The sequence below is a fragment of the Nocardia sp. Tas62D01 genome (assembly GCF_055232035.1).
The window spans coordinates 2,158,764-2,181,895 of sequence record NZ_JBUYUZ010000001.1 but is presented as its reverse complement, the minus strand read 5'-3'; the positions used below and the strand labels follow the sequence as shown (position 1 = coordinate 2,181,895).

Sequence of the window (23,132 nt, the reverse complement as noted above, 5' to 3'; positions counted from 1 at the left end):
GCCCCGTTGTCGTCTACCGACCGGTTAAGAGATTTCGGCGGCGAATTCGGCGAAACGCTGCGAAATGCGTTCCGGGAATTCGCCATTGATGGCATGTGATGCCTCCGGCCACACCTCGACCTGGGCACCGGGGATCGAGCGGGCGGTCGTTGCCGCGCGCAAGTTCGCGCCGCCGCGCTGATGTGTTGTGCGCGAGCCTATCTGCCGTGCGTGCGGGCCTGCCAGGGCGAACGGATAACGCTACGGTGCCGATTCCACCGAGGCGGTGTAGCGGCGGGCCAGCGTGCGCAGGTGTGCGACCAGTTCTGGTGGGCCGTCGACCCGGAAGTCCATCATCAGCATGCTGAGGTAGATGGCGATGGTCTCCAGGGCGTCCGCGCCGGTCAGCAGGATGCAGGTGTCCGCGTCGACGGCCTCCACCACTCCGACGGCGGGATTGATGCGGGCGATCACCGTGTCGGCGGGCGCGAACACGGTGACGTGGGCGTGCACCTTCCAGCCGGCGCTTGCGATGTGACGCATGACGAAGGCGACCAGATCGTCCTCGGGCAGGTCGCGCGCGGCGAACCGGCGGGCGCCCGGTATCGCACGCGGCACCTCTGCGACGGGAATCGCACGCCAGGAATGGGTTTCGAGGTCGTAGCCGACCAGATACCAGCGGCGCTGCCAGTTGATCAGCCGGTAGGGCTCGACTTCGCCGGTGGCGCTGTCGATCTCGATCCGCACGGTGGTGGTGTCGCGGATTGAGCTCGCGAGGGTGGTCAGGACTTCGGCGGGCACAGGGGCATCGGGTTCGCGCGAGCCGGTGGTCGCCGGACCAATGGCGGTGGCATTGCGTAGTGCGATCACCTTGCGCTGCAAGCGTTTCGGAAGTATCTGGTCCAGCTTAGCCAATGCTCGAGATACGTTCTCGGTGATGTCGGCGATGCCGGTGGAGCCGTCCTCTGCCAGACCGATCGCCACCGCGACCGCGACCGCTTCGTCATCGTCGAGCAGCAGCGGCGGCATCGTCGTACCGCGGCCGAGCCGGTAGCCGCCGATCGCGCCGCGTTCGGCGTGCACCGGGTAGCCCAATTCCCGCAGTCGCTGGATGTCGTTGCGCAGAGTGCGGTCGGTGACGCCGAGGCGTTCGGCCAGTTCGCGGCCGGTGTGCGCGCGGTCCTGCAGTAGTGAGAGCAAGCGCAGGACGCGCGTTGTGGTGGGCGCCACATTTACCTCCAATTAATTAGGAACGAATCGAGCCTAATCGGCGCATAGGCTTAAGTCATCAGCAAGAAGCGCTACGCAGGGCAAGCCATGAACAGCACCACCATCCCCACCGACGCCACCACGACCCTCCGTCCCGTCTGGCGGAAGGTGGTCTCCGCCGCCCACGCGGCGCTGGACAATGCTGTCGCCGGAATCGTCGACGAGCAGTGGCAGTCGCCCACCCCGTGCTCGGAATGGACTGTCACGCAGGTGATTCAGCACGCCGCAGGCGACCAGCTGGCCTTCGCCAAGTCGCTCGGCATCGGAATCGGGCCGTCCTACAACCCCTTCGACCCGTCCGGCGCCATCGATGGTTTGCCCGCGGCGCTGGTGCGCGAAGCGATCGAGCAGACCTCCGCGGCCTGGGCGACCGTCGCCGACGACGTCGAGACTGTCCCGACCCCGCTGCCGCACGGCGACCTGCCGACTCCGGTCGCCGCGGTCATGTGCGCCCTCGATGCCGCCGTGCACGCCTGGGACATCGCGATCGCGACCGGACAGCCGTCCCCGCTGAACGAGGAACTGGCGGGCTACCTGCTCACCGCGGCCCGCACCGCGCATCCCGCGCCGGGCAGCGGCGTTGAGGCGGAAATCGTTGAGCCGCTGCGTCAGTGGGGCGCTTACGCGGCCGTTGTCGACGGCGAAGCCGGAGATACCGCGGTCGACGAGCTGCTGCGCTACCTGGGCCGCGACCCGCGGGCTTGATCTCGCAGGGTGCGTGGCAACGGGATGTGCGCCCGGGTGCGGCGGCGACGTTCGACGATGCGGGCGTCGCCCTGTGGCTCCTGGTGCAGCCCTGAGTATTTCGGCTGTCGCTCAACGAGCGGTGACGAACCCCTTGGCGACCATCCAGTCGCGAGCGACCTCGGCAGGCTCCCTGCCATCGACGTCGACCTGACGGTTCAGCTCCGTAATAGCCTCGTTGGTCAGCAATTTCGAGATGGGCGCCATGATGGTGGCGACCTGCGGGTGGGCGTCGGCGAAGGACTTGCGCATCACCAGTGCCGCATTGTATTTCGGGAAGAAGCCGAGGTCGTCTTTCAGCAGTACGAGGCCGAGGGCGGGGATGCGGCCGTCGGTGGCGGCGACGGAGCCGAAGCGGCACTGGTTGCTGTCGGCGGTCGCCTGATAGACGATCGCGTCCTGCACGATCTGTTTGTGGACCTTGCCGGTGTCGATGCCGTATTTGCGGGCCAATCCGGGGAATCCGTCTTGGCGCACATTGAATTCGGTGCCGACGCAGGTGGCGGCCGCCGCCGGGTCTTTGTCGATGAGTTTGGCATAGTCCGACAGTGTGGACACGCCGGTCTCCTGGGCGGTTTGCTTGCTCATCACCAGTGCGTAGGTGTTGTTCATCGGCGCCATATCGGTCCACACAATGCTGTGTGCGGCGAGGTCGGCGTCACGGACCGCCTCGAATTGTCCGACCTCGTCGGGAATGGGCTTCTCGTTGCCGAGATAGTTGATCCAGCCGGTGCCGGTGTATTCGTAGGAGAGATCGATCTGGCCGTGCAGTTGGGCATCGCGAACGCTGTTGGAGCCCTGGATATTTGTCAGGTCGCGCACCTGCGCGCCGGCCGCGGACAAGGCGAATTCGATGAGATAGCCGAGGATGTTCTGTTCGGTGAAGTCCTTTGACCCGACGGTGATCGCCACACCCTCGAGTTCGGGCACCGGCCGGATGCTGCCCGGACCGACCCGCAGCGGCACCGCGCTGCCGGATTGCAGGCCGCAGGCGGCAACCAGCGCGAGGGCGGTCGCGACGGCCGTTGCCGCGGCGCGCCTGCGCCATTCGAGCCGCCGGGTCACTTCAGACCCCTTGGCCCGAGGAACTGTTCGGCCAGCGCACCCAGCCAGTCGACCAGCAGCGCGAGTGCGACCGCGAGGACGGCGCCGACCACCAGCGTGACGTTGTCGCGCAGCTTGTAGCCGGTGTCGATCAGGATGCCGAGACCGCCGGCGCTCACCAGGAACGACAGCGTTGCGGTGCCGACGGCCAGTACCAGTGAGGTTCGCAGTCCGGCCAGAATGTAGGGCACCGCGAGTGGAAATTCGATGCGGCGCAATACCGTCGGCGTCGACATCCCCTGTCCGCGCCCGGCGTCGATGAGGGTCCGATCCACCTGCTGGTAGCCGAGGATCGTATTGCGAAGCACCGGAAGCAGCGAATAGAACGCGATCGGCGCGACGCCGATCCAGAAACCGGTGGTGCGGGTGGCGAGATAGCACAGCACGATCAGGCCGATGGCCGGTGCCGCCGCGCCGACATTGGCGATGCCGACGAAAAGTGGTGCCAGACGCCGATATCCGGGTCGGGTGAGCAGCGTGCCGAGCGGCACGGCCACAACGACGACGATCAGCACGACCGTCGCGGTGATCAGCACGTGCTGCCAGGTCACGGTGGCGATATTGGAGGCGCTGAGGCTCGCCTGCTGGGTGGTGGTGAGGTCACGCCGGAATGCCCACACCAGCACACCGGCGGTGAGTGCGAGGACGAGCACCGGCTGGACGAGCAGTCGAATGCGCTCGGCTCGGCGTTCGGCCGCGGGTGAGTGCCCTGTCCGCGCCGCGGCCGACGGTGACGGCGCGAGTGCTGTCGCTCCCGACGTCTGGGACGGAGACGTCTGGGACGGAGTGGGTGGCGTCATGTCGGGTCGTCCGATTCGGCGGGCGCGTGGGTCTGGCGCAGGGCCGACAGATGTCCGACGAGTGTGTCGATCGTGATCAGTCCGGCGTATTCACCGCGTCGTCCGGTGACCACCGCGGTCGCAGTCTGCTCGGCCAGCAAGGATTCCAGCGCCTCTTGCAATGTCGAACGCAGCGACAGTGGCGACCCGACCGGTAATCCGATGTCGCGCAACGAGTTCGCGTGCGCGAGGTGCTCGGCCGACACCCACCGCAGCGGACGCCGGTTCTTGTCGAGCACCAGCGCCCACGGCCACTCCTGCCCCGCGAGCTCGGTGCGCAGCGCGTCGACCGGGTCGGATTCGGCCGCGGTCGGGCACTGGCCAAGTTCGACATCCCCGACCTTGGTGAGGGTGAGCTGTTTGAGCGAGGCGGCCGCGCCGACGAACCCGGCGACAGTCTCGTCCGCGGGGTCGGCCAGGATCGCCGCCGGAGTGTCGTATTGCAGAATGCGAGAGTGGTCGCCCAGCACCGCGATTCGATCGCCGATCTTCACCGCCTCGTTGAAATCGTGGGTGACGAAGACGATGGTCTTGCCCAGTTCGGCCTGCAACCGCAACAACTCGTCCTGCAGCAGGCCACGGGTGATCGGATCGACCGCGCCGAACGGCTCGTCCATCAACAGCACCGGGGGATCGGCCGCCAGTGCGCGGGCCACGCCGACGCGTTGCTGCTGGCCGCCGGAGAGCTGCCGGGGATAACGGCCGCGGTAGGTGTCGGGATCGAGACCGACCAGGTCGAGCATCTCGTCGGTGCGGGCGGCGATCCGCTTGCGATCCCAGCCGATCAGACCGGGGACAGTCGCGATGTTCTTGGCGACCGTCATATGCGGAAACAATCCGGCCTGCTGGATCGAGTAACCGATACCGCGCCGCAGTCGGTCGCCGTCGACGGCCGAGACGTCGCGGCCGCCGATGGTGACCGTGCCCGATGTGGGCTCGATGAGCCGGTTGATCATCCGCATGGTGGTCGTCTTGCCGCAGCCGGAAGGCCCGACGAGGACTACGATTTCGCCGGCTGGAATGGTCAGCGAGACATTGTCGACGGCCGGATCGCGTTGTCCCGGATAGCGTTTGGTGACCGAATCGAGCACGATCCCGACGCCGGACACCGCCGATTCCGTGGTGTCGCTACGGGTTTCGGTGTCAGTCACGAATTCCCCTCGAGGTGGTGAGACGGCCGATGAGGACGTAGATCCCGTCGAGGATCAGCGCGAGCACCACGATGAGGATGGTGCCGACCAGGGCCTGCGGCACCGCATTCGGACTGCCGAGCCGGGCCAGGCCGGAGAAGATCAGATTGCCGAGCCCGGGGCCCTTCGCGTAGGCGGCGATCGCGAGGATGCCCATGATCATCTGGGTGCTAACGCGCATCCCGGTCAGGATCGACGGCCAGGCCAGCGGGAACTCGATCCGCGCGAGCACCCGCAGCCGATTCATCCCGACACCGCGCGCGGCATCGACGATCGCGGGATCCACCGACGACAGCCCGATGATGGTGTTGCGAAGAATCGGCAACAGGGCGTAAAGCACCAGCGCGGTGATCGTCGGTCCGACGCCGAGGCCGAGGAACGGAATCAGCAAGCCGAGCAGCGCGAATGACGGAACGGTGAGAATGGCGCTCGCCGTCGCTGTCGCCACCGACGAACCCAGCGGGCTGCGATGGACCAGCGCACCGATCAGCACCGCAACGATGGTGGCAAGCAAAACCGACTGGACGACCGCCGAAACGTGCAGATAGGAATCGGTGAGCAGCTGCGCCCGTCGGTTGACCACGAACGTCCACAATGTGTCCAGGTCGCACCTCCCCGCCGCCCGGTGTCCTGGGAGACTATCTCGGCTGCCGCTCGCCCGGACGGGATTCCGGGCGACACGGCGGACCGGGGTGCCACCCTCTCGGGTCGACGGGACGGTCACCGAGCGCCGTCAGGTCCGGATGACGATTGCCCCGCGCGACACCGATCGAAACAAAATAGTCGGTGCGGCCGCGGCGGGAACCGATCTGGGATCGTTTCACGCCGATCGCCTCCGGGGATCAGCCGCAGAGCGGTGACGTGCTGCTCTACGCCGAATCGAGCCCGTTTCACCAGCTCACGAACATCGTTGCTCGCGGCTGACCACGGCGTGGTGACCGCGATGGGTGGAAACGTGTTGGGCAGTATCCGGATTCATCGGTTCGCACTCGCCGAGGTGCCCGGAATCGTCGGATTCGGTCGGTTGCGACCTCGACGATGGTGAACGTCATTGGGCCCCCAGCCGATGTACACGCGTGTGCGCGGTCGGGCGGGTTGCTGGAACACCTAAAATGGACTGCGGCGGCGCCCGGCAGCGCCGTCAGGTCCCTGTCCTGCTACCCCCTCATCAGCAGGACAGGGACCACCAAACGAGCCGGGCCGGTCGGTCCGGGGTGCTGCGTGGCAGGTCGCGTACCGTTTCGGGGGTCCGTTGAAAGGTGAAGGTTTCGGAACATCTGATGCAGCCGACCGACCGCAGCGACGAACCCATCTGGATCGACTATGCCGATTTCGGGGAGCGTTTCGTCACCCACGCGGTGACGGAGGATCGGATCGTGGCCGCGGTGTCCGGCATGGCGGGGCGCGGCATGACGATCGGCCCGTTGTCCCTCGGCCCCGCCGGACTGGCCGGGTTCGTCGCGAAGGGCAAGGTCGGCGAGCCTGCCGTGCTGCGTAGCGGCCCGCACGTGACCTTCGAGGTCACCGTGCCCGTTTCGCTCTCGGTGCAGGTGCTGCTCGGTGGCCGGAAGCTGCGGCTGGAGGCGGTCGTCGAGATCGATCTGACGCTGCACGCGCGGACCGCCGAACCGCTGCTCATCGTCATCGAAATCCCACCGCTCACCGCCCACGACGTCAGTTTCGTGCTGCGCGCCAAGGCGATCGAAGCGGCCTGGGAATGGCTGCTCGATCCCATCGCCGGGGTGGTGGCGCGCGAGGTTGCAAATCGGGTGAACGCGATGCTCGCCGACCCGGAGGCGCGGCGAGCCCGGGTCTTCGATATCGAGGCCATGGTCAACGGAGTTCGCTCGACCCATCGCGTCGACGGCGAATTCGAGTGGATTGGTTACGACGAGTTCGGGCATCGGTTCTTCACCCGCATCGTGACCAAGGACCGCATCTTCGATGTGGTGGAGCGGATGGCGGGCCGTCCGATCGAGATCGGTCCACTGCGGACCGGGCCGCTCAACTCGGCCACCGTCACGGTGCGTGGCGCCATCCGGGTGCCGCAACTGGCGGATCGATCAGACGAGGCGGTGTCCTTCGACATGACGCTGCCGGTGAGCCTCGACATCACCGTCGATGTGTTGAAGGCCAACCGCTACCGGGCCGATGTCTATATCCCGCTGGTGCTGACCGCGCGGGCGGCCGATCCACTGCTGGTCGTGATCGATGTGCCACCGCCCGCGACGCACGATATCCGGCTGGAATTCAAGGCCGACGGGGTGTGGGCGGCCACGCTCGGCGCGCTGGCAGGCATCAAAAAGAAGGTGGCGGCACAGGTGGCCGGGGTGGTGCGCAAGGAGTTGGCGGACAGCTCCAGCCGGACCATCGACGTCGCCGCCCGCATCGACGGTATGGCGTGAACTGACCCCGATCTGCCCGTGTGAACTCCTGTGGCGGAATGTGATTTATGTTGCCAATGGGTCTAGCGGTTCAGATGTGAATATGGTGAAATGAGTGCACGTTCGAGGCTCCCGGCGCGTGAGTGACTTCTGGGGAAGGTGCGCCGGGCACGCTGCTATCCATGTCGAGGTTGGCGCGAAGGAGTCCTGCGATGCGTTCCATTCATGTATCCCGCCGGGAGCTGTTCGTCTATGCCGCGGCCACGGCTGCCGTAGGGATGACCTTTGGCGCGCCCCGCGGCTCCGCTGGCGGAACCCTCGGCACCCTGGTCGATTACGCCGGTGGCGTCCCTTCGGCCTCGGCGATCAAGGAAGCCGGGCATATGGGCGTGATCCGGTATGTATCGGATCGCCGCCCGGGCGCCGAATGGATGGAGGGCAAGCCGCTGCGTGCGGGGGAGGTCGACCAGCTGCACGCCCAGGGCCTGACGATCGTCTCGAACTACCAGTTCGGCAAGGGCCAGACCGCGGACTGGCGCGGCGGCATGGAGGCGGGCAAGAAACATGCCGCACGGGGGCTCGAACTGCACCTGGCCGCGGGCGGCCCGGAGAACCGGCCGATCTACGCCTCGATCGATGACAACCCGTCGCCGGTCGACTTCGCCGTCTTGATCGCGCCATACCTGCTCGGCTGGGAGTCCGTGGTCGGCAAGGAGAACACCGGGGTGTACGCGAACGCGCCGACCATCGAGTTGGCCCGCGTCGCCGGCATCGGTTCCTGGTACTGGCAGCACAATTGGGGCACGCCGAAGGGATTCGTACACCCGGCCGCGCACCTGCACCAGATCGAGATCGACCAGCGATTTATCGACGGCATCGGCGTCGACCTCAACAATGTCCTGCAGCCCGAGTACGGGCAGTGGTGAGTTAGGTCTGGCAGTGGCAGGTCGGTGCCAAGCGTAGTTCCGGCTCGTCATCGGGGACGACGCGCAGCGTGGGCCGATTCTCCGGCGCTTCGTGATCACCGAGCCAGGAGAACAGGGACCAGCGCGACAGCCCGGAGAATGCCGAGCCGACGCTACCGAACGAGCCCGAGGAGATCACCGAGCCGAACGACCCGACCGAGCCGATCGACAACACCGACCCGACGCTGCCGATCGAGAGGATCGAGTACGCGGAGCCGATGGACAGGATCGAGCCCTCGGAACGGAAAGACAGTATGGATCGCCGCGAGCGCTTGCTTCGGATCGACGGCCTGCGCTGGATCGGGAGCGGGGACGAATTCGTGCTCTCTATCGAATTATTGCGCCGCAGCGACACTTCGACGGTAGCCATAGCTTCGGTCTACCACAGGTGTGGTGAGGTTATGCACTATCGCGGGCGATTAGGCCGCATGTGTCGACCGGGCGTGGGATGACATGACGAAGCCCGGCGGTCCGGACGGACGCGCCGGGCTTCGACAAGTCAAGCGACGGTGAAGAATCCGAGCGTCGGCAGGAACGAGCAGGTGCGCGGAGCGGCGTCGTCGGCCTTGGTGGTCAGCGAGCCGGAGACCACCGCGACGATGCGGCCGAAGCCGGTGTCGGCGATCGCGGACAGTGTGGCCGGACCGTCGGGGTTGATCTTCGCCTCGTCGGTCAGCGGCTGGATGCCGGACTTGCGGGTGTCCAGGTTCATCCACTGGACCGTCATCGGCGGGTTCTGCACCGGAGTCGGCGATTTGGTGCCGAGCGCGGTAAACACGAACCCGGCCTGACCGGGCGTCGGTCCGGGCGGCGGCAGCTGCGCCGGGCCTGGCACGGCCAGCGCGGTGCCGATGGAATCGGCGCCGGGGCCGATGCAGCCCTTACCGATGGTCGGGTAGAGGAACTGGGCGATGGCCGGGCCGCCCGGCGGAATCTCCGGGCCGCCACCGCCGCTGCCGTCCAGGAATGTGATGATCTTTTCCAGGGTGGACTTGATCTGCGGGGGCAGGTTCAGGGTGGCAAGCAGCTTGCGGGCCTGATCGAGCAGGGCGGACTGCGGGCCGCCCGCGACCGGGCGGGTGGCTGCGATGTCGGCGGGGCCCGCGATAGCGCCGACGATGGCCGGGGCGAGCGCGGCGAGCACATCGACCGGGACGCCTTCGGGCACCATCGGGACATTGTTCGGAACTGCCGCAGGCGCGGGAGCCGGGGCTGCGACAGCTGTCATCGGCGCGGCAAGCGAAGCACTCGCCGTTATGGCGAGTACGGACAATGCGATCCGCGATCCTCGGGTGCGAAGCACTGGTCTAGCCGTCCTTAACCTCGGGTACATCTGGAGTCGATGCTGAAAAGTAATTGTTTCGGGGTCACTCTAGGGACACGGTCGCCGTGTTGTACAGCCGCAGTATCCCGATAGGCGCTGTGGACGAACAGTGTTATCAGACGGTAGCGCCGATTGATGTTACAGGAGTGAATGGTGATGCAAATGTTATCAGTGGTTCGAGGGCCCGGTGGGGCCGCTCGAGGCTGCGGTTAATCTAATCGGAGCCTTCAGATCTTGTCGCCGGACCCCCGAACATCCGTGGGTTGCGGGCCGACGACCCGCCTCTACTCGAAAGCCTGCGAATTGAACCGACGCCTACGGCTGGCTGTGCCGGTGCTGGGTCTGTCCGTGTCGGCCAGGCTGTTGTGGATGCTGCTGTCGAAGAACGGGATGAACCTGGTCGACCTGCACGTCTACGTCGACGGATCCGCCGCGCTGCTGACCGACCGGCTTTACGACTTCACCTACGCCGAGAAGACGCCGGACTTTCCGCTTCCGTTCACCTACCCGCCGTTCGCGGCGCTGGTGTTTTTCCCGCTGCACTTCCTGCCGTTCACGGTGATCGCGGTGCTGTGGCTGCTGGCTACCGTCGCCGCGCTCTACGGCGTGGTGTGGATCAGTCTCGAACTGATTCTGGGCGAGCAGCGGGTTCGCGAACCGGGCTGGCAGACCGCCGCCGTCGGCTGGACCGCGCTGGGCATGTGGTTGGAACCGGTGCGGACCACGATCGACTACGGGCAGGTCAATGTGTTCCTGGTGCTCGGCGCCATGGTCGCGGTGCGCAGCTCCCGGTGGTGGTTGTCGGGTCTGTTGGTCGGCGTCGTGGCGGGCATCAAGCTGACCCCGGCGATCACCGGGTTGCACTTCGTGGCGCGGCGTCGCTGGGCCACGGTGATCTGCTCGGCGCTGGTGTTCGCCGCGACGGTCGGGGTGAGTTTCCTGATCGCGCACGTCGAGGCGAAGCGCTACTTCGGCACGCTGCTCGGCGATGCCAGCCGGATCGGGCCGGTCGGCTCGGTGTGGAACCAATCGCTGCGTGGCACGCTCAGCCGCATCCTCGGCCACGATGTCGAATCCGGGCCGTGGTGGATCGCGGCCGTGCTGGTCGTGGCCGTGCTGACGTTGCTCGCTTGGCGCACACTGGGTTCCGACGACCGGATGGGCACCCTGATCCTGGTGCAGCTGTTCGGTCTGATGGTGTCGCCCATCTCCTGGTCGCACCACTGGGTGTGGTTGCTGCCGACGGTGCTGTGGCTGGTCTACGGGCCGCTGCGGCAGGTCGTCGGCGCCCGGATAATCGCGGCCTACTGGCTGGTGACGACGCTGATCGGCGTGCCGTGGGTGCTGTCGTTCTTCCAGCACTCGATCTGGACCATTCCCCGCCCGGCCGTGCTGTCCTGGCTCGGCGCCATCGATGCCGTGGGTGTGCTGGTGCTGTTGGCCTGGATGATCTGGCAGGGGCGAGCGGTGCTCGGCACGGATCTCGCCAACACCCGGGAACGGCTACGCACGTTCCCGAAGGTGTGGGCGGCCGATCGACACGTCGTCAGCGATCGGGCGCTGCGCCTCGCCGCTGGCGAGTAGCGGCCGGTCTCAGCTTGCCGCCAGCCGATCGATCTGATGGGCGAGCACCATGTCGCGGCCGGTCAGCCCGCCCGCCGAATGGGTCGACAGTGCGAAAGTGATTCGGCGCCAGCGGATATCGATATCCGGGTGATGGTCGGCGGCCTCGGCGACCTCGGCGACCTGCCGCACCAACTCGATTCCTTCGAGAAAGCTCGGCGCCTCGATCGTGCGGGTGATGGTGTCGCCCGTCTGTTCCCAGTCGGGCAGGTCGCTCAGTGCGTCGTTGATATCGGCGTCGGACAACAGTTCGGTAGCCATAGCCCTAGTATCCGCGCTGATCAGGCGGCGCGGGCTTTCTCGAGGCCCTTCTTCAGGTCCTTGCCGCAGCAGCCGTCGGCCTCCAGGCGTTTCATCCGCATGATGACGACAGGGCATTGCAGGCAGCGCGTCTTCTTGCGACAGCACTTCTTCTTGGGTTTCAGACTCGAAACCTGCTTAGCCTTGACCTTGCCCATGATTGGTTAGCATACCCTTAGTGAGGCGTTGGTCTGCAGTGCACCCGTTTACCGGTAGTCTGTTGCTGGCCGCAATGCCCGGTGAGTATCGATTCTCCACCTGTTTGCAGGGGTCGGCCCGCACCAACACCAACAGCAGGAGGATTAGGCGTGTCGTCTGCACGCGATTTTCGCAACGTCGCCATCGTGGCCCACGTCGACCACGGTAAGACGACGCTGGTCGACGCCATGCTGCGCCAGTCCGGAGCTTTCGCCGAGCGAGCCGAGCTCATCGATCGGGTGATGGACTCCGGTGACCTGGAGCGCGAGAAGGGCATCACCATTCTCGCCAAGAACACCGCTGTCCACCGGCACCACCCGGATGGCTCGGTCACCGTGATCAACGTCATCGACACACCCGGCCACGCCGACTTCGGTGGTGAGGTCGAACGTGGCCTTTCCATGGTCGACGGTGTCGTGCTGCTGGTCGACGCGTCCGAGGGGCCGCTGCCGCAGACCAGGTTCGTGCTGCGCAAGGCGCTTGCCGCGTCGTTGCCGGTGATCCTGGTGGTGAACAAGACCGACCGCCCCGACGCCCGCATCGAGGAGGTTGTCGAGGAGAGCCACGATCTGTTGCTCGACCTGGCTTCCGATCTGGACGATGCCGCCGCCGAGGCCGCCGAGCTCGCGCTGGACCTGCCGGTCCTGTACGCCTCGGGCCGCGAGGGCAAGGCGTCCAAGGAGCGTCCCGAGAACGGGCACGCACCGGACGCGGAGAACCTCGACGCGCTCTTCGACGTGCTGATGGAGAACATCCCGGCGCCCAAGGGCGACCCGACCGGGCCGTTGCAGGCGCACGTCACCAACCTCGACGCCTCGGCCTTCCTCGGCCGCATCGCGCTGGTCCGCATCTACAGCGGCGAGCTGCGCAAGGGTCAGAACGTCGCCTGGATGCACGCCGACGGCATCAAGACCGTCAAGATCACCGAGCTGCTGCAGACCATCGGCGTCGAGCGCCAGCCCGGCGAGGTCGCCGAGGCCGGTGACATCGTCGCCATCGCGGGCATCGCGGACATCATGATCGGTGACACGCTCGCCGATCCGGACAATCCGGTCGCGCTGCCGCGCATCACCGTCGACGAGCCTGCGATCTCGGTCACAATCGGCACCAACACCTCGCCGCTCGTCGGCCGGGTGCAGGGCCACAAGCTGACCGCGCGGATGGTGAAGTCGCGCCTCGATCAGGAACTGGTCGGCAATGTGTCGCTGCGGGTGCTCGACATCGGTCGCCCGGACGCCTGGGAGGTGCAGGGCCGTGGTGAGCTGGCGCTGGCCATCCTGGTGGAGCAGATGCGACGCGAGGGCTTCGAGCTGACCGTCGGCAAGCCGCAGGTGGTGACCAGGCAGGTCGACGGCAAGGTGCACGAGCCCTACGAAGAGCTCACCATCGACTGCCCCGACGAATACCTGGGCGCCATTACGCAGCTGCTTGCCGCGCGCAAGGGCAAGATGGTCCAGATGAACAACCATGCGGCCGGTTGGGTGCGGATGGAGTTCATCGTTCCGTCGCGCGGCCTGATCGGTTTCCGCACCGACTTCCTCACCGAGACCCGCGGCACGGGTATCGCCAACGCCGTCTTCCACGGCTACGCGCCGTGGGCAGGCGAAATCCGCGCCCGTCACACCGGCTCGCTGGTCTCCGACCGGGCCGGCTCGGTGACCCCGTTCGCCATGATCCAGCTCTCCGACCGTGGCCAGTTCTTCGTCGAACCGGGCGCGGACACCTACGAGGGCATGGTCGTGGGTGTCAACCCGCGCGCCGAGGATCTCGATATCAATGTTACCCGCGAGAAGAAGCTGACCAATATGCGTAGCTCGACCGCCGACGTGATGGAGACCCTCGCCAAGCCGCTGCAGCTGGATCTGGAAGCGGCGATGGAGTTCTGCGCGGGCGACGAGTGCGTCGAGGTGACGCCGGAAGTGGTCCGGGTGCGCAAGGTGATCCTGGGCGCGACCGAGCGCGGCCGCGAGCTGTCGCGACGGAAGGCTCGGGACCGGGCCGCGCTGTAAACCGGCAAAGGTAGAGTGCCGACCGTGAGTTCGGGGCCAAGACGCCGCGCGACGGTGCGCAGCATGCTGGTGATCATGGCGGCCTCGATAACGGTGCTCGCCGGCTGCACCGCGAACCCGCCACCGCCGATCGAAAGCACCGACAGCCCCAAGACGACGCCGGCCAAACCGGGCAAGAACACCGTTGTGGTGGCCATCGACGACATCGGTATCGGATTCAATCCGCATCTGCGTTCCGACCAGTCGCCCGCCACCGCGGCAGTGAGTTCGATGGTGCTCCCGAGTCCGTTCCGTCCGGTGCCGAATCCGGCCGTGCCCGGCGCCACCGAGTGGGTGCCGGATACGGCGCTGGTGGTGTCGGCCGATGTCACCGCTCAGGATCCGTTCACGATCACCTATCAGTTGCGCAACCAGGCGAACTGGTCGGACGGTGCGCCGATCGCCGCGGAGGACTTCCGGTTCCTGTGGCAGCAGATGATCACCCAGCCCGGCGTGGTCGATCCGGCGGGCTATCGGCACATCTCGGATGTGAGTTCCTCCGGCGGCGGCAAGACCGTCACCGTCACCATGACCGAACCGTATCCGGCCTGGCGCGAACTGTTTTCGAACCTGCTGCCTTCGCATCTGGTCAAGGACGTGCCCGGCGGCTTCGCCAATGGTCTTGTCGAGAAGATCCCGGTATCGGGCGGCAATTTCGACATCAAATCGGTCGACCGGGGCAGGGACGAAATCCTGCTCGAACGCAACGACCGGTACTGGGGTACGCCCGCCGCACCGGATCAGATTCTGTTGCGCCGCGGCGGAACTCCCGCGCAGCTGGCCGATTCGCTGCGCACCGGCGACGCTCAGATGACGCTGGTGCACGGGGGTGTCGCGACGCAGGCGCAGCTGGCGGCGATTCCGTCGGTCCGCACCGCGATCATGCCGCAGTCGCGCGAGCTGCAATTCGTATTGAACGGGCGCAGTGGCGATCTCAGCGATCCACGGGTCCGGCACGGCGTGCTCGCGCTGCTGGATCCGGCGCTGCTCGCCACCGTCGGCGCGCAGACCGGCGGCTGGGTCGAGCCGGTGCGCGCGCAGATCCTGACCCCCTCGGATCCCGGCTACGCACCGACCTCGCCGCCGCGGCCGAGTGCCGACGAAGCCTTCGGACTGCTCGGCGAGGCCGGATACGGCCGCGCGCCGGAACCGCCAGCGGTCACCTCGCCGACCTCACCCGCGCCGCGGCCGCGTCCGCTTGCGAAAAACGGTAAGTCGCTGGCGATTCGGATCGGCGCGGTTACCGGTGACAACACCGCGCTCGCGGTGGCGAATACCGCCGCCGACCAATTGCGCAGTGCCGGAATCGATGCCAGCGTGCGCAGTGTCGCAGCGGACTCGCTCTACGGCAAGGATCTGACCGACAGTGCGGTCGATGCGATCGTCGGCTGGGAGGTCGCGGGCTCGGACCCGGCCACCGTGCTGGCCTCCCGTTACGGCTGCCCGCCCGTGGATACCGGTGCGACCAATGGGAATTCGCAGGTCAGTGCCGAGGCGGCCAAGGCACCGAGCAACGTTTCGGGAGTGTGCGATCCGGCGCTGCAGCCCGCGATCGATGACGCGTTGCGCGGGGTCGACGTCCGCCGCGTGCTCGCCGATGCCGAGCCGAAGCTGTGGGGTCTGGCGACGGTGCTACCGATCGTGCAGGACAACGTCGTCGCCGCGTCCGGTCCGAGGGTGGACGGTGCGTCGCTGAGCGGTGCGATCCAGGTCGGCATCTTCGGCGACGCGGCGATGTGGCGCCGGATCCCATGACGGGTGGGTTGCTGCTGGTCCACGCCCACCCGGACGACGAATCCATCACCACGGGCGGCACCATCGCGCACTATCGCCGCTGCGGCGTGCAGGTGACGGTGGTGACTTGCACCCTCGGCGAAGAGGGCGAGGTGATCGGCGACGAGTGGGCCCAGTTGACCGCCGACCGAGCCGACCAACTCGGCGGCTACCGAGTGCTCGAACTGACGAGGGCCCTTGCCGCGCTGGACGCGTCGCCGCCGCGATTCCTAGGTGGCGCGGGCCACTGGCGCGACTCCGGCATGGCGGGCACCCCGGCTGCGGAGTACCCGGGGGCCTTCGTGCACTCCGGCGCCGCGGCGGTGGACACCCTGACCGAGGTGCTGCTCGAGCTACAGCCGCAGGTGGTGATCGGCTATGACCCGAGGGGCGGCTACGGCCACCCCGACCACATCACGGCCCACCAGATCACCACGGCTGCGGTGCACGCGGCGGCCGACCAAGGCTGGGACACCCCGAAGTTCTATTGGACGGTCACCGACGGCGACATGCTGCGCCTGCACACCGAGGCACTGGCGCGGCGGACCGTCGACGGGTTGCCTGGCGCGTTGCCGCCAGGTTGGCGGCTTCCCGCGCTCGGGGAACTTGCCAGCGTGCCGAGCCACACGGTGACCACGACAATCGACGTGTCCGATGCACTCGCCGCGAAACAGGCGGCGCTGCGGGCGCACGCCACGCAGGTGATGGTGGCGCCATCGGGCCGGGAGTTCGCGTTGTCCAACAACATCGCGCAGCCGGTGCTGCCGGAGGAGCACTACGTCTTGGTGCGTGGGCACCGGGGTGTCGTCGGCTCGGACGGTCGGGAACACGACCTTTTCACAGGCATTGCCTGAGGGTCGTCGATATCGGGCGCCGGGTACCGCTTCGCTCGGTGAGCCATCGCCGAGGAGAGCAAGGGCTACACGGGTGAATTCCAGGTGGTGGCCAACATCCCCGTCGACGGCGACTGAACTTCGGCCGAACCGATCGGGCGGGATCCATTCGGAAGACCGCCGGAATAGACTCGATAACTATGTACAACTGGGACCTACAAAACGCGATCGCGGGCTTCGTGGACAGCCTGCGACCGGGCGCGCAGCAACAGCACGATCTGTATATGTCGGTGCTATACGCGTTCGTCGACATGCAGAGCCAGCTGCTGACGCTCCTCGGCTTCCCGCCGGTCGCGTGACGGCCACCGTCGACAGCAACGCGGGTGATCGGACTCCGGCGGAGTCCAGCCAGGGCATTCCCCGACCCTGGATGGCATATCTCGGCCCGGTGATCATTGCCGTCCTCGTCATCGACGCGCTGATCACCCTGGCACTCGAGGTGCTCTACCTGCCGACCTACATCGGCACGGTCGCCTTCCCGCTGTCGGCCGTGCTGGCAGGCGTCATCAACGTCCTATTGGTGATGGGCGTCCGCTCGGTGACCCCCCGCGTCGGCCTCATGTTCCTGCCGATCGCCGCATGGATCGTCGGCTTCCTCATCTGCTCGATGAGCGGCCCCGGTGGCGACATCATGCTCGGAAGCGATTGGCGCACAGTGCTTCTACTGTTCTGTGGCCTGCTGCCGCCATCGCTGTACCTCTATGTGCGGCTCAACCCGGGGCTGTTCAGCCGCCGCTGAGTTCTGTTGCCGCCGTGGGTGTGCGGTCAACGTGGCGACGGCCCATCCGCCACCCAGCGACACCGCCGATTTCGCGCAGGTCACTTCGCGGGACTTGAACGTGGCCGAGCGGGCCGGCAGCAAAGGGTTCCGCCGCCGGGACGCGCTGCCGATGGCTGCTGCGCGGGATCAACGGGCCCCAAGCCGCCCGGGAGTAACTGCCTCGATGAGCGCCCATGCCTGGTCGATCGGGATGTCGATCACCAGGTAGCGCTTTTTACCCGCGGCGGTAGCGGCGACCACGGTGGCCACCCCGGAACGGTGTTGCCAGAAGGACTGGCGGACCGTCCAGCCGATCACACCGGGGGCCTCCAGGCAGTCCCGGTCGCGGTCGAGCGCGCCTGCGCGGGTGATCAGCCAGGCCGGACTGTGGTCTGTGGCCGGTAGGACGGTGTGGCCGAGCCCCCGGTAGCGGTCTTCGGCCAGTGCGGCGGCGATGACCGCGGCGATGACGGGCAGCAACCACCACCACGCCGAATACTCCACTCCGGCAAGGGAAATGATCAGCATGGCGGCCGCGACGAGGAGTATCGGCACCAATGCGCGGGAGTACCTGCGGCGATGCGCGGCCGGTCCATGCGCAGCCAGCGGCGCCGAGCCCAGCCGGGATGCGTTGTCCTGTCCGGTATTCGGTCGGTTCGGATCGTTCGGCGCGGCATCGGAATTCCCGGCGCCGCGGGGTACGAGCAGTTCTGCGAGCGTGCGTTCGACAGCCCAGCGCGGGGCTTGGGGCAAGATCTTCTGCCGAGGGTTGGTGCCGACCATGATGGCTTCGAGTTCAGCGGCGCCCGCCAGCCGCAGCAGCAGCGGCTCGTTGACCGTGGCGCCGCGGAAGCGGGCCAGGTCGAGGGTGATCTGGCGGGTGGTGAGCAGGCCGTGGCGCACGTGAAGAGTGCGGCTGTCGTCGAGGACGCGCAGGCCGAAATACGTTGCCAGATAACGGGCGCAGGCGGCCAGGCTGACCACGAGTACGAGGGCGACGAACACCGCGAGTCCGGCGAGCGCGAGAAATATCGCGGTGCCCTGTTCGATGCTGTGCACCGCGCCCGAGCGGAAGAGCCGCTCACCGAGTCCGTACTGGAACGCCAAACCCACGATCGGCGCGATGATCGCGAAGCCGGTCAGTGACAGCGGCGCGTAGCGCACCCAGCTCGGCTGCCAGTGTCCGATCTCCCGCGCGGCTCTGATGGGCGCGCCGGATGCATCCTGCGGCAATCCTTTTCGTAGCGGATCGGCATTCGAATCGGTCGCATCGACGTCGGGCGAGAGCGGAACCTGTTGTCCGGCATCGCCTGCGGTGTGTGCGAGTAGCGCCGCCCGCAGCGCGGGCACCACCCGTACGTCCAATGCGTCGAGCTTGAACTGTTCGCGCTTGTCCGCGTGCCGGCCGGTGCCGATCGCCAGGACCGCGAGCCCGAGCACCCGGTGCAAGAGGTCGGCTTCGATATCGACCGACCGGATTCGGGTGCGTGGCACCGAGAGTTTCTTGCGCTGAATCAATCCGGTGCGCAACTCGACGTGCGTCGGGCCGACCCGATAGGTGGTGGTGAACCAGCGGGTCAGTGCGAACCCGACGATGAGCGCAAGCACGATGATGCTCCACCCGTGATTGCCGCTGCTCGTGCCGAGAATGATCGCACCGATCAGCGCCGGGATGAACCTCACCACCTCGTTGATCGGGTGGACCAGCAGCATCCGCTTGTCGAGCCGCAGCCACGGCTGTTCGGTTTCCGCAGCGGCGGGAGCGGCGGGCTCGGTCATGTCGCGTCCCCGCGGTGCAGCGCGGCGATTTCGGTCAGCCGGGTGACGGTCTGCTCGGCGACCGGCAGATCGAGTGCGGAGATCTGCACCGCCCCCGCCGACGAGGCGGTCGTGACGGTCACCGTGGCAAGTCCGAGCAGCCGCTCCAACGGCCCGCGTTCGGTGTCCACGGTCTGCACCCGGGAGATCGGCACGACCCGGCTCTCCTGGGTCAACCAGCCGATTCGGGTGTAGACGGCCTCGTCGGTGACCTCCCAGCGATGCACGGCGTACCGCCACAGCGGCACCACACCGATGCTGAACACCGCGAACACCGCGAGAACCGCGAACACGATCAGCTGCGCCGCACGGTGCCCCGAGTCCACCACCACCCAGACGATCAGCGCTGCCAACGGAATGATCCAGGCCAGCACCGCCTGAACAGTCCACAACAGTTTCGCTTTGGGGCTGGGGCGCCAGGCGGGATCGGCCATGATCGTGCGCGGCTGCGACATGCCTGACATGGTTGCACGCTTGGGGGCCGGGGCTCGCGGTTTGTCACCACTCATGAGCACCGGAGGGAAGACGAATCCGGATGTTTGGCATCCTCCCCACTCTGCAGCTGCAGGTCGGGGATTCCTGCAAAGGCCTGGTGGCCTTCTCGATGGGTTCCTGCTTCATTGCGCCCTGCGGACATCGCTGCAGGTCTTACTGGTTGGCGAGACGCAACGGACTTGACGCGCAACGGGGAATAGCCCGCGCTGTCGCGGAGTTGTCACCGCCAACCACAACGGCGCGGATTTCGTGAACCTGGTCTGGCCGCGAAGACGCCGCGCGCAGGCGCGGCCAGTTCAACACCGAAGGAGACACACCGGGATGTGTAGCGCATGATCGAGGGCGTGACCGAGCTAGCGACCCCGAGCGTCCCGCCCGCACCGCCCACGCCGTCGGCCATGCGCCGGGCGTTGCGGCGGGCCCGCGATGGCGTGACCTTGAACGTGGACGAAGCCGCCGTGCTGCTTCACGCACGCGGCGAGGATCTGGTCGATCTGACCCAGAGCGCGGCCAGGGTGCGTGATGCCGGGCTGGAATCGGCGGGTCGGCCCAAGACCATCAGTTATTCGCGCAATGTGTTCATTCCGTTGACGCGGCTGTGTCGGGACAAATGTCACTACTGCACCTTTGTCACGGTGCCGGGCAAACTGCGCGCCGAGGGCAAGGCCATGTTCCTGGAGCCCGACGAGGTGCTCGAGATCGCTCGCCAGGGCGCGGCGCTCGGTTGCAAAGAGGCGCTGTTCACCCTCGGCGACCGTCCCGAGGACCGCTGGCCGGAGGCCGCGCAGTGGCTCGACGAGCGCGGTTACGACTCCACCCTGGACTACCTGCGCGCCGTGTCGATCATGGTGCTCGAGGAGACCGGGCTGCTGCCGCATCTGAATCCCGGTGTGATGTCGTGGGAGGAGATCTCGCGGCTCAAGCCGGTGGCCCAGTCGATGGGCATGATGCTGGAGACCACCTCCACCCGGCTGTTCACCGAAAAGGGCCAGTGCCACTACGGGAGCCCGGACAAGGATCCCGCGGTCCGGCTGCGCGCCATCACCGACGCTGGTCGGCTTTCGGTGCCCTACACCACCGGCATCCTGGTCGGCATCGGCGAGACGCTGCACGAGCGGGCCGAGTCGATCATGGCGATTCGCAAGCAGCACAAGGCATTCGGGCACATCCAGGAAGTGATCATCCAGAATTTCCGTGCCAAGAACGACACCGCCATGCGCGATGTCCCCGACGCGGGCCTGGAGGAATTCCGCGCAACCATCGCGGTGACCCGGCTGCTGCTCGGACCCGACGTTCCGGTGCAGGCGCCGCCGAACCTGGTGTCGCACGAGGAATGTCGCGCCCTGATCGACTCGGGCATCGATGACTGGGGCGGCGTGTCACCGGTGACGCCGGACCACGTGAACCCGGAGCGGCCGTGGCCGAACCTGGACACGCTGCGAGAGATCACCGAGGCCGCCGGTTACCAGCTCGTCGAACGCACCTCGGCGCACCCGAAGTACGTGCGGGCGGGCAACCCGTGGGTTGATCCGCGCATCGGCGCACACGTCGGCGCGCTCACCGACCAGGCCACCGGTCTGGCGAACCCGGACGCGATGCCGGTCGGCCTGCCCTGGCAGGAGCCGGACGAGTCGTGGGAATCGGCCGGACGAGTAGACCTGAACACCTCGATCGACACCGAGGGCCGTAACACCGAGAGCCGCAGTGATTCGGCTCTCGGCCAGGATATCGTCGGCGCCTTCGGCGATTGGGACACCATCCGTGAGCAGGCCCGCGACCTCGCGGTCACCGCACCCGAGCGGCTCGATTCGGAGGTGCTCGCCGCGCTGCGCGCCGCCGAGAGCGACCCGGCAGGACTCTCCGACGCCGAGTACCTGGCGTTGGCCACCGCCGACGGACCCGCGCTGGAAGCCGTGGCCGCGTTGGCCGATCAGCTGCGCCGCGATGTCAACGGTGACGACGTCACGTATGTGGTCAACCGGAACATCAACTTTACCAATATCTGCTACACCGGCTGCCGCTTTTGTGCGTTCGCCCAGCGCAAGGGTGACGCCGACGCGTTCACCCTGAGCATGGACGAGGTCGCGGACCGGGCCTGGGAGGCGCATGTCGACGGCGCCACCGAGATCTGCATGCAGGGCGGCATCGACCCGGAACTGCCGGTCACCGGCTACGCCGACCTGGTGCGTGCGATCAAGGACCGGGTGCCCTCCATGCACGTGCACGCGTTCAGCCCGATGGAGATCGTCAACGGCGCCTCCCGTGGCGGCCAGAGCATCCGCGACTGGCTGGTCGCCCTGAAGGAGGCGGGCTTGGACACGATTCCCGGCACCGCCGCGGAAATCCTCGACGACGAGGTGCGCTGGGTGCTCACCAAGGGCAAGCTGCCCACCTCGGCGTGGATCGATGTGATCACCACCGCGCACCAGGTTGGTCTACGCTCCAGCTCCACCATGATGTACGGCCACGTCGACAACCCGAAGCATTGGGTCGGACACCTGCGGGTGCTGCGCGGAATCCAGGACGAGACCGGCGGTTTCACCGAATTCGTGCTGTTGCCGTTCGTGCACCAGAGCTCGCCGCTGTATCTGGCGGGCGCGGCGCGGCCGGGACCGACCATCCGGGACAACCGCGCGGCGCACGCGCTGGCGCGGATCATGCTGCACGGCCGCATCGACAACATCCAGACCAGCTGGGTGAAACTCGGCACCGCGGGCACCAGGATGATGCTCAACGGCGGCTGCAACGATTTAGGGGGTACGTTGATGGAGGAGACTATCTCCCGCATGGCGGGCTCCCAGCACGGCTCCGCCAAGACCGTCGCGGAACTCACCGAGATCGCCCAAGGCGTCGGCCGTCCGGTTCGCGAGCGGACCACCACCTACGGTGTCCCGCAACACAAAATGTCGGTTCTGCCGCTATCGGTGGGATAGTTCGAGGCGCCGCAAAGACGCGGAGGCAAGGGGGTTCACACACCTTTCCGTGGTGTGCGGAACACAGTTGGTTAGGGCAGACTGACCCGGAGTAACCTGGGCTGCCCGGATAGTGTGACGCTGGGCGGACTATCCCCGCAGGTGAGGACAGACTAGGAGAGCGGCAGTGCCGTACATCATCGCTGAACCGTGCGTTGACGTGAAGGACAAGGCATGCATCGAGGAATGCCCCGTGGACTGCATCTACGAGGGTGGTCGCATGCTGTACATCCATCCCGACGAGTGCGTGGACTGTGGTGCGTGTGAACCGGTGTGCCCGGTGGAGGCGATCTTCTACGAAGACGACACCCCGGACCAGTGGAGTGGCTACGTGAACGCCAATGTCGACTTCTTCGACGAGCTGGGTTCGCCCGGCGGCGCGACGAAGGTAGGCAAGGTGGATTACGACCCGCCGTTCATCAAAGAGCTACCCCCCATGGCGAGTGAGTGAGAT

At 66.9% G+C, this 23,132-nt stretch carries 22 protein-coding genes and 1 pseudogene; 11 read left to right on the top strand and 12 right to left on the bottom strand.

Annotated elements, in window-relative coordinates; genetic code table 11:
- Positions 1-24: 24 nt before the first annotated feature.
- Both ACV7NQ_RS10680 and ACV7NQ_RS10675 read right to left on the bottom strand, forming a co-directional pair.
- A pseudogene (locus tag ACV7NQ_RS10680) lies at positions 25-159 on the bottom strand (alpha/beta fold hydrolase); the annotation flags it as partial.
- Positions 160-240: 81 nt separating this feature from the next.
- Positions 241-1,209, bottom strand: coding sequence for a helix-turn-helix transcriptional regulator (locus tag ACV7NQ_RS10675; RefSeq protein ID WP_463359476.1), 969 nt, complete (start codon positions 1,207-1,209; stop codon positions 241-243).
- A gap of 87 nt (positions 1,210-1,296) precedes the next feature.
- On the opposite strand from ACV7NQ_RS10675, the gene ACV7NQ_RS10670 reads away from it, so the two are divergent.
- Positions 1,297-1,953, top strand: a complete 657-nt coding sequence (locus ACV7NQ_RS10670; RefSeq protein WP_463359475.1) for a TIGR03086 family metal-binding protein — start codon at positions 1,297-1,299, stop codon at positions 1,951-1,953.
- A gap of 111 nt (positions 1,954-2,064) precedes the next feature.
- On the opposite strand, the gene ACV7NQ_RS10665 is transcribed toward ACV7NQ_RS10670, so the two are convergent.
- From ACV7NQ_RS10665 to ACV7NQ_RS10650, 4 genes are read right to left on the bottom strand one after another with little or no spacing between them, the layout of a single operon-like run.
- A complete protein-coding gene (locus ACV7NQ_RS10665) occupies positions 2,065-3,057 on the bottom strand; it encodes a glycine betaine ABC transporter substrate-binding protein (protein WP_463359474.1) in 993 nt (330 codons plus the stop codon).
- The gene (locus tag ACV7NQ_RS10660; RefSeq protein WP_463359473.1) at positions 3,054-3,896 is read right to left on the bottom strand and encodes an ABC transporter permease; all 843 of its coding nucleotides are present in this window, start codon (positions 3,894-3,896) and stop codon (positions 3,054-3,056) included. Before ACV7NQ_RS10660 ends, ACV7NQ_RS10665 begins: the two co-directional genes overlap by 4 nt.
- Positions 3,893-5,086, bottom strand: coding sequence for an ABC transporter ATP-binding protein (locus ACV7NQ_RS10655; RefSeq protein WP_463359472.1), 1,194 nt, complete (start codon positions 5,084-5,086; stop codon positions 3,893-3,895). Before ACV7NQ_RS10655 ends, ACV7NQ_RS10660 begins: the two co-directional genes overlap by 4 nt.
- Positions 5,079-5,729, bottom strand: a complete 651-nt coding sequence (locus ACV7NQ_RS10650; protein ID WP_463365617.1) for an ABC transporter permease — start codon at positions 5,727-5,729, stop codon at positions 5,079-5,081. Before ACV7NQ_RS10650 ends, ACV7NQ_RS10655 begins: the two co-directional genes overlap by 8 nt.
- A 655-nt stretch (positions 5,730-6,384) precedes the next feature.
- On the opposite strand from ACV7NQ_RS10650, the gene ACV7NQ_RS10645 reads away from it, so the two are divergent.
- Both ACV7NQ_RS10645 and ACV7NQ_RS10640 read left to right on the top strand, forming a co-directional pair.
- On the top strand, positions 6,385-7,530 hold the full coding sequence (locus ACV7NQ_RS10645; protein WP_463359471.1) for a hypothetical protein: 1,146 nt from the start codon (positions 6,385-6,387) through the stop codon (positions 7,528-7,530).
- A 191-nt stretch (positions 7,531-7,721) separates the two neighbouring features.
- Positions 7,722-8,435: a DUF1906 domain-containing protein gene (locus tag ACV7NQ_RS10640; protein ID WP_463359470.1), complete on the top strand. Its 714-nt coding sequence runs from the start codon at positions 7,722-7,724 to the stop codon at positions 8,433-8,435.
- 1 nt (position 8,436) lies between these two features.
- Here ACV7NQ_RS10640 and ACV7NQ_RS10635 read toward each other — a convergent pair whose 3' ends face one another.
- Together ACV7NQ_RS10635 and ACV7NQ_RS10630 are read right to left on the bottom strand one after the other, a co-directional pair.
- Complete coding sequence (locus tag ACV7NQ_RS10635) at positions 8,437-8,844, bottom strand: hypothetical protein (RefSeq protein WP_463359469.1); 408 nt, start codon at positions 8,842-8,844, stop codon at positions 8,437-8,439.
- 129 nt (positions 8,845-8,973) lie between these two features.
- A complete protein-coding gene (locus ACV7NQ_RS10630) occupies positions 8,974-9,777 on the bottom strand; it encodes an Rv1157c family protein (protein ID WP_463359468.1) in 804 nt (267 codons plus the stop codon).
- A 324-nt stretch (positions 9,778-10,101) separates the two neighbouring features.
- Between ACV7NQ_RS10630 and ACV7NQ_RS10625 the strand changes: the two genes are divergently transcribed.
- Positions 10,102-11,382, top strand: a complete 1,281-nt coding sequence (locus ACV7NQ_RS10625) for a mannosyltransferase (protein WP_463359467.1) — start codon at positions 10,102-10,104, stop codon at positions 11,380-11,382.
- A gap of 9 nt (positions 11,383-11,391) precedes the next feature.
- On the opposite strand, the gene ACV7NQ_RS10620 is transcribed toward ACV7NQ_RS10625, so the two are convergent.
- Together ACV7NQ_RS10620 and ACV7NQ_RS10615 are read right to left on the bottom strand one after the other, a co-directional pair.
- A complete protein-coding gene (locus ACV7NQ_RS10620; protein ID WP_463359466.1) occupies positions 11,392-11,682 on the bottom strand; it encodes a 4a-hydroxytetrahydrobiopterin dehydratase in 291 nt (96 codons plus the stop codon).
- 20 nt (positions 11,683-11,702) lie between these two features.
- Positions 11,703-11,879: a hypothetical protein gene (locus tag ACV7NQ_RS10615; RefSeq protein WP_463359465.1), complete on the bottom strand. Its 177-nt coding sequence runs from the start codon at positions 11,877-11,879 to the stop codon at positions 11,703-11,705.
- Between the two features lie 150 nt (positions 11,880-12,029).
- Here ACV7NQ_RS10615 and typA point away from each other — a divergent pair, with 150 nt between their 5' ends.
- From typA to ACV7NQ_RS10590, 5 genes are all read left to right on the top strand, one after another.
- Positions 12,030-13,928 (top strand): translational GTPase TypA, encoded by a 1,899-nt coding sequence (gene typA, locus ACV7NQ_RS10610; RefSeq protein WP_463359464.1) that lies wholly within the window; start codon positions 12,030-12,032, stop codon positions 13,926-13,928.
- A gap of 63 nt (positions 13,929-13,991) precedes the next feature.
- A complete protein-coding gene (locus ACV7NQ_RS10605) occupies positions 13,992-15,722 on the top strand; it encodes an ABC transporter family substrate-binding protein (RefSeq protein ID WP_463365616.1) in 1,731 nt (576 codons plus the stop codon).
- Positions 15,719-16,594 (top strand): N-acetyl-1-D-myo-inositol-2-amino-2-deoxy-alpha-D-glucopyranoside deacetylase, encoded by an 876-nt coding sequence (gene mshB, locus ACV7NQ_RS10600; RefSeq protein WP_463359463.1) that lies wholly within the window; start codon positions 15,719-15,721, stop codon positions 16,592-16,594. Before ACV7NQ_RS10605 ends, mshB begins: the two co-directional genes overlap by 4 nt.
- Positions 16,595-16,773: 179 nt before the next feature.
- Positions 16,774-16,932, top strand: coding sequence for a hypothetical protein (locus ACV7NQ_RS10595; protein ID WP_463359462.1), 159 nt, complete (start codon positions 16,774-16,776; stop codon positions 16,930-16,932).
- On the top strand, positions 16,929-17,372 hold the full coding sequence (locus ACV7NQ_RS10590; RefSeq protein WP_463359461.1) for a hypothetical protein: 444 nt from the start codon (positions 16,929-16,931) through the stop codon (positions 17,370-17,372). The genes ACV7NQ_RS10595 and ACV7NQ_RS10590 overlap by 4 nt, the downstream gene beginning before the upstream one ends.
- 168 nt (positions 17,373-17,540) lie before the next feature.
- Here ACV7NQ_RS10590 and ACV7NQ_RS10585 read toward each other — a convergent pair whose 3' ends face one another.
- Both ACV7NQ_RS10585 and ACV7NQ_RS10580 read right to left on the bottom strand, forming a co-directional pair.
- Positions 17,541-19,172 carry a PH domain-containing protein gene (locus ACV7NQ_RS10585; protein WP_463359460.1) on the bottom strand — a complete coding sequence of 544 codons (1,632 nt, stop codon included), beginning with the start codon at positions 19,170-19,172 and terminating at the stop codon, positions 17,541-17,543.
- A complete protein-coding gene (locus tag ACV7NQ_RS10580) occupies positions 19,169-19,666 on the bottom strand; it encodes a PH domain-containing protein (RefSeq protein ID WP_463365615.1) in 498 nt (165 codons plus the stop codon). The genes ACV7NQ_RS10585 and ACV7NQ_RS10580 overlap by 4 nt, the downstream gene beginning before the upstream one ends.
- A gap of 372 nt (positions 19,667-20,038) precedes the next feature.
- On the opposite strand from ACV7NQ_RS10580, the gene ACV7NQ_RS10575 reads away from it, so the two are divergent.
- Complete coding sequence (locus ACV7NQ_RS10575) at positions 20,039-22,639, top strand: bifunctional FO biosynthesis protein CofGH (protein WP_463359459.1); 2,601 nt, start codon at positions 20,039-20,041, stop codon at positions 22,637-22,639.
- A 166-nt stretch (positions 22,640-22,805) separates the two neighbouring features.
- Positions 22,806-23,129, top strand: coding sequence for a ferredoxin (gene fdxA / locus ACV7NQ_RS10570; RefSeq protein ID WP_014987978.1), 324 nt, complete (start codon positions 22,806-22,808; stop codon positions 23,127-23,129).
- Positions 23,130-23,132 lie beyond the last annotated feature (3 nt).

Bases quoted from the DNA above. Each gene is read 5' to 3' on its own strand.
- ACV7NQ_RS10585 (WP_463359460.1), bottom strand. From the start codon at position 19,172: ATGACCGAGCCCGCCGCTCCCGCCGCTGCGGAAACCGAACAGCCGTGG.
- ACV7NQ_RS10595 (WP_463359462.1), top strand. From the start codon at position 16,774: ATGTACAACTGGGACCTACAAAACGCGATCGCGGGCTTCGTGGACAGC.
- ACV7NQ_RS10660 (WP_463359473.1), bottom strand. From the start codon at position 3,896: ATGACGCCACCCACTCCGTCCCAGACGTCTCCGTCCCAGACGTCGGGA.
- ACV7NQ_RS10575 (WP_463359459.1), top strand. From the start codon at position 20,039: ATGATCGAGGGCGTGACCGAGCTAGCGACCCCGAGCGTCCCGCCCGCA.
- ACV7NQ_RS10620 (WP_463359466.1), bottom strand. From the start codon at position 11,682: ATGGCTACCGAACTGTTGTCCGACGCCGATATCAACGACGCACTGAGC.
- mshB (WP_463359463.1), top strand. From the start codon at position 15,719: ATGACGGGTGGGTTGCTGCTGGTCCACGCCCACCCGGACGACGAATCC.
- ACV7NQ_RS10640 (WP_463359470.1), top strand. From the start codon at position 7,722: ATGCGTTCCATTCATGTATCCCGCCGGGAGCTGTTCGTCTATGCCGCG.
- ACV7NQ_RS10635 (WP_463359469.1), bottom strand. From the start codon at position 8,844: ATGGCTACCGTCGAAGTGTCGCTGCGGCGCAATAATTCGATAGAGAGC.
- ACV7NQ_RS10580 (WP_463365615.1), bottom strand. From the start codon at position 19,666: ATGTCGCAGCCGCGCACGATCATGGCCGATCCCGCCTGGCGCCCCAGC.
- ACV7NQ_RS10670 (WP_463359475.1), top strand. From the start codon at position 1,297: ATGAACAGCACCACCATCCCCACCGACGCCACCACGACCCTCCGTCCC.
- ACV7NQ_RS10615 (WP_463359465.1), bottom strand. From the start codon at position 11,879: ATGGGCAAGGTCAAGGCTAAGCAGGTTTCGAGTCTGAAACCCAAGAAG.
- ACV7NQ_RS10605 (WP_463365616.1), top strand. From the start codon at position 13,992: ATGCTGGTGATCATGGCGGCCTCGATAACGGTGCTCGCCGGCTGCACC.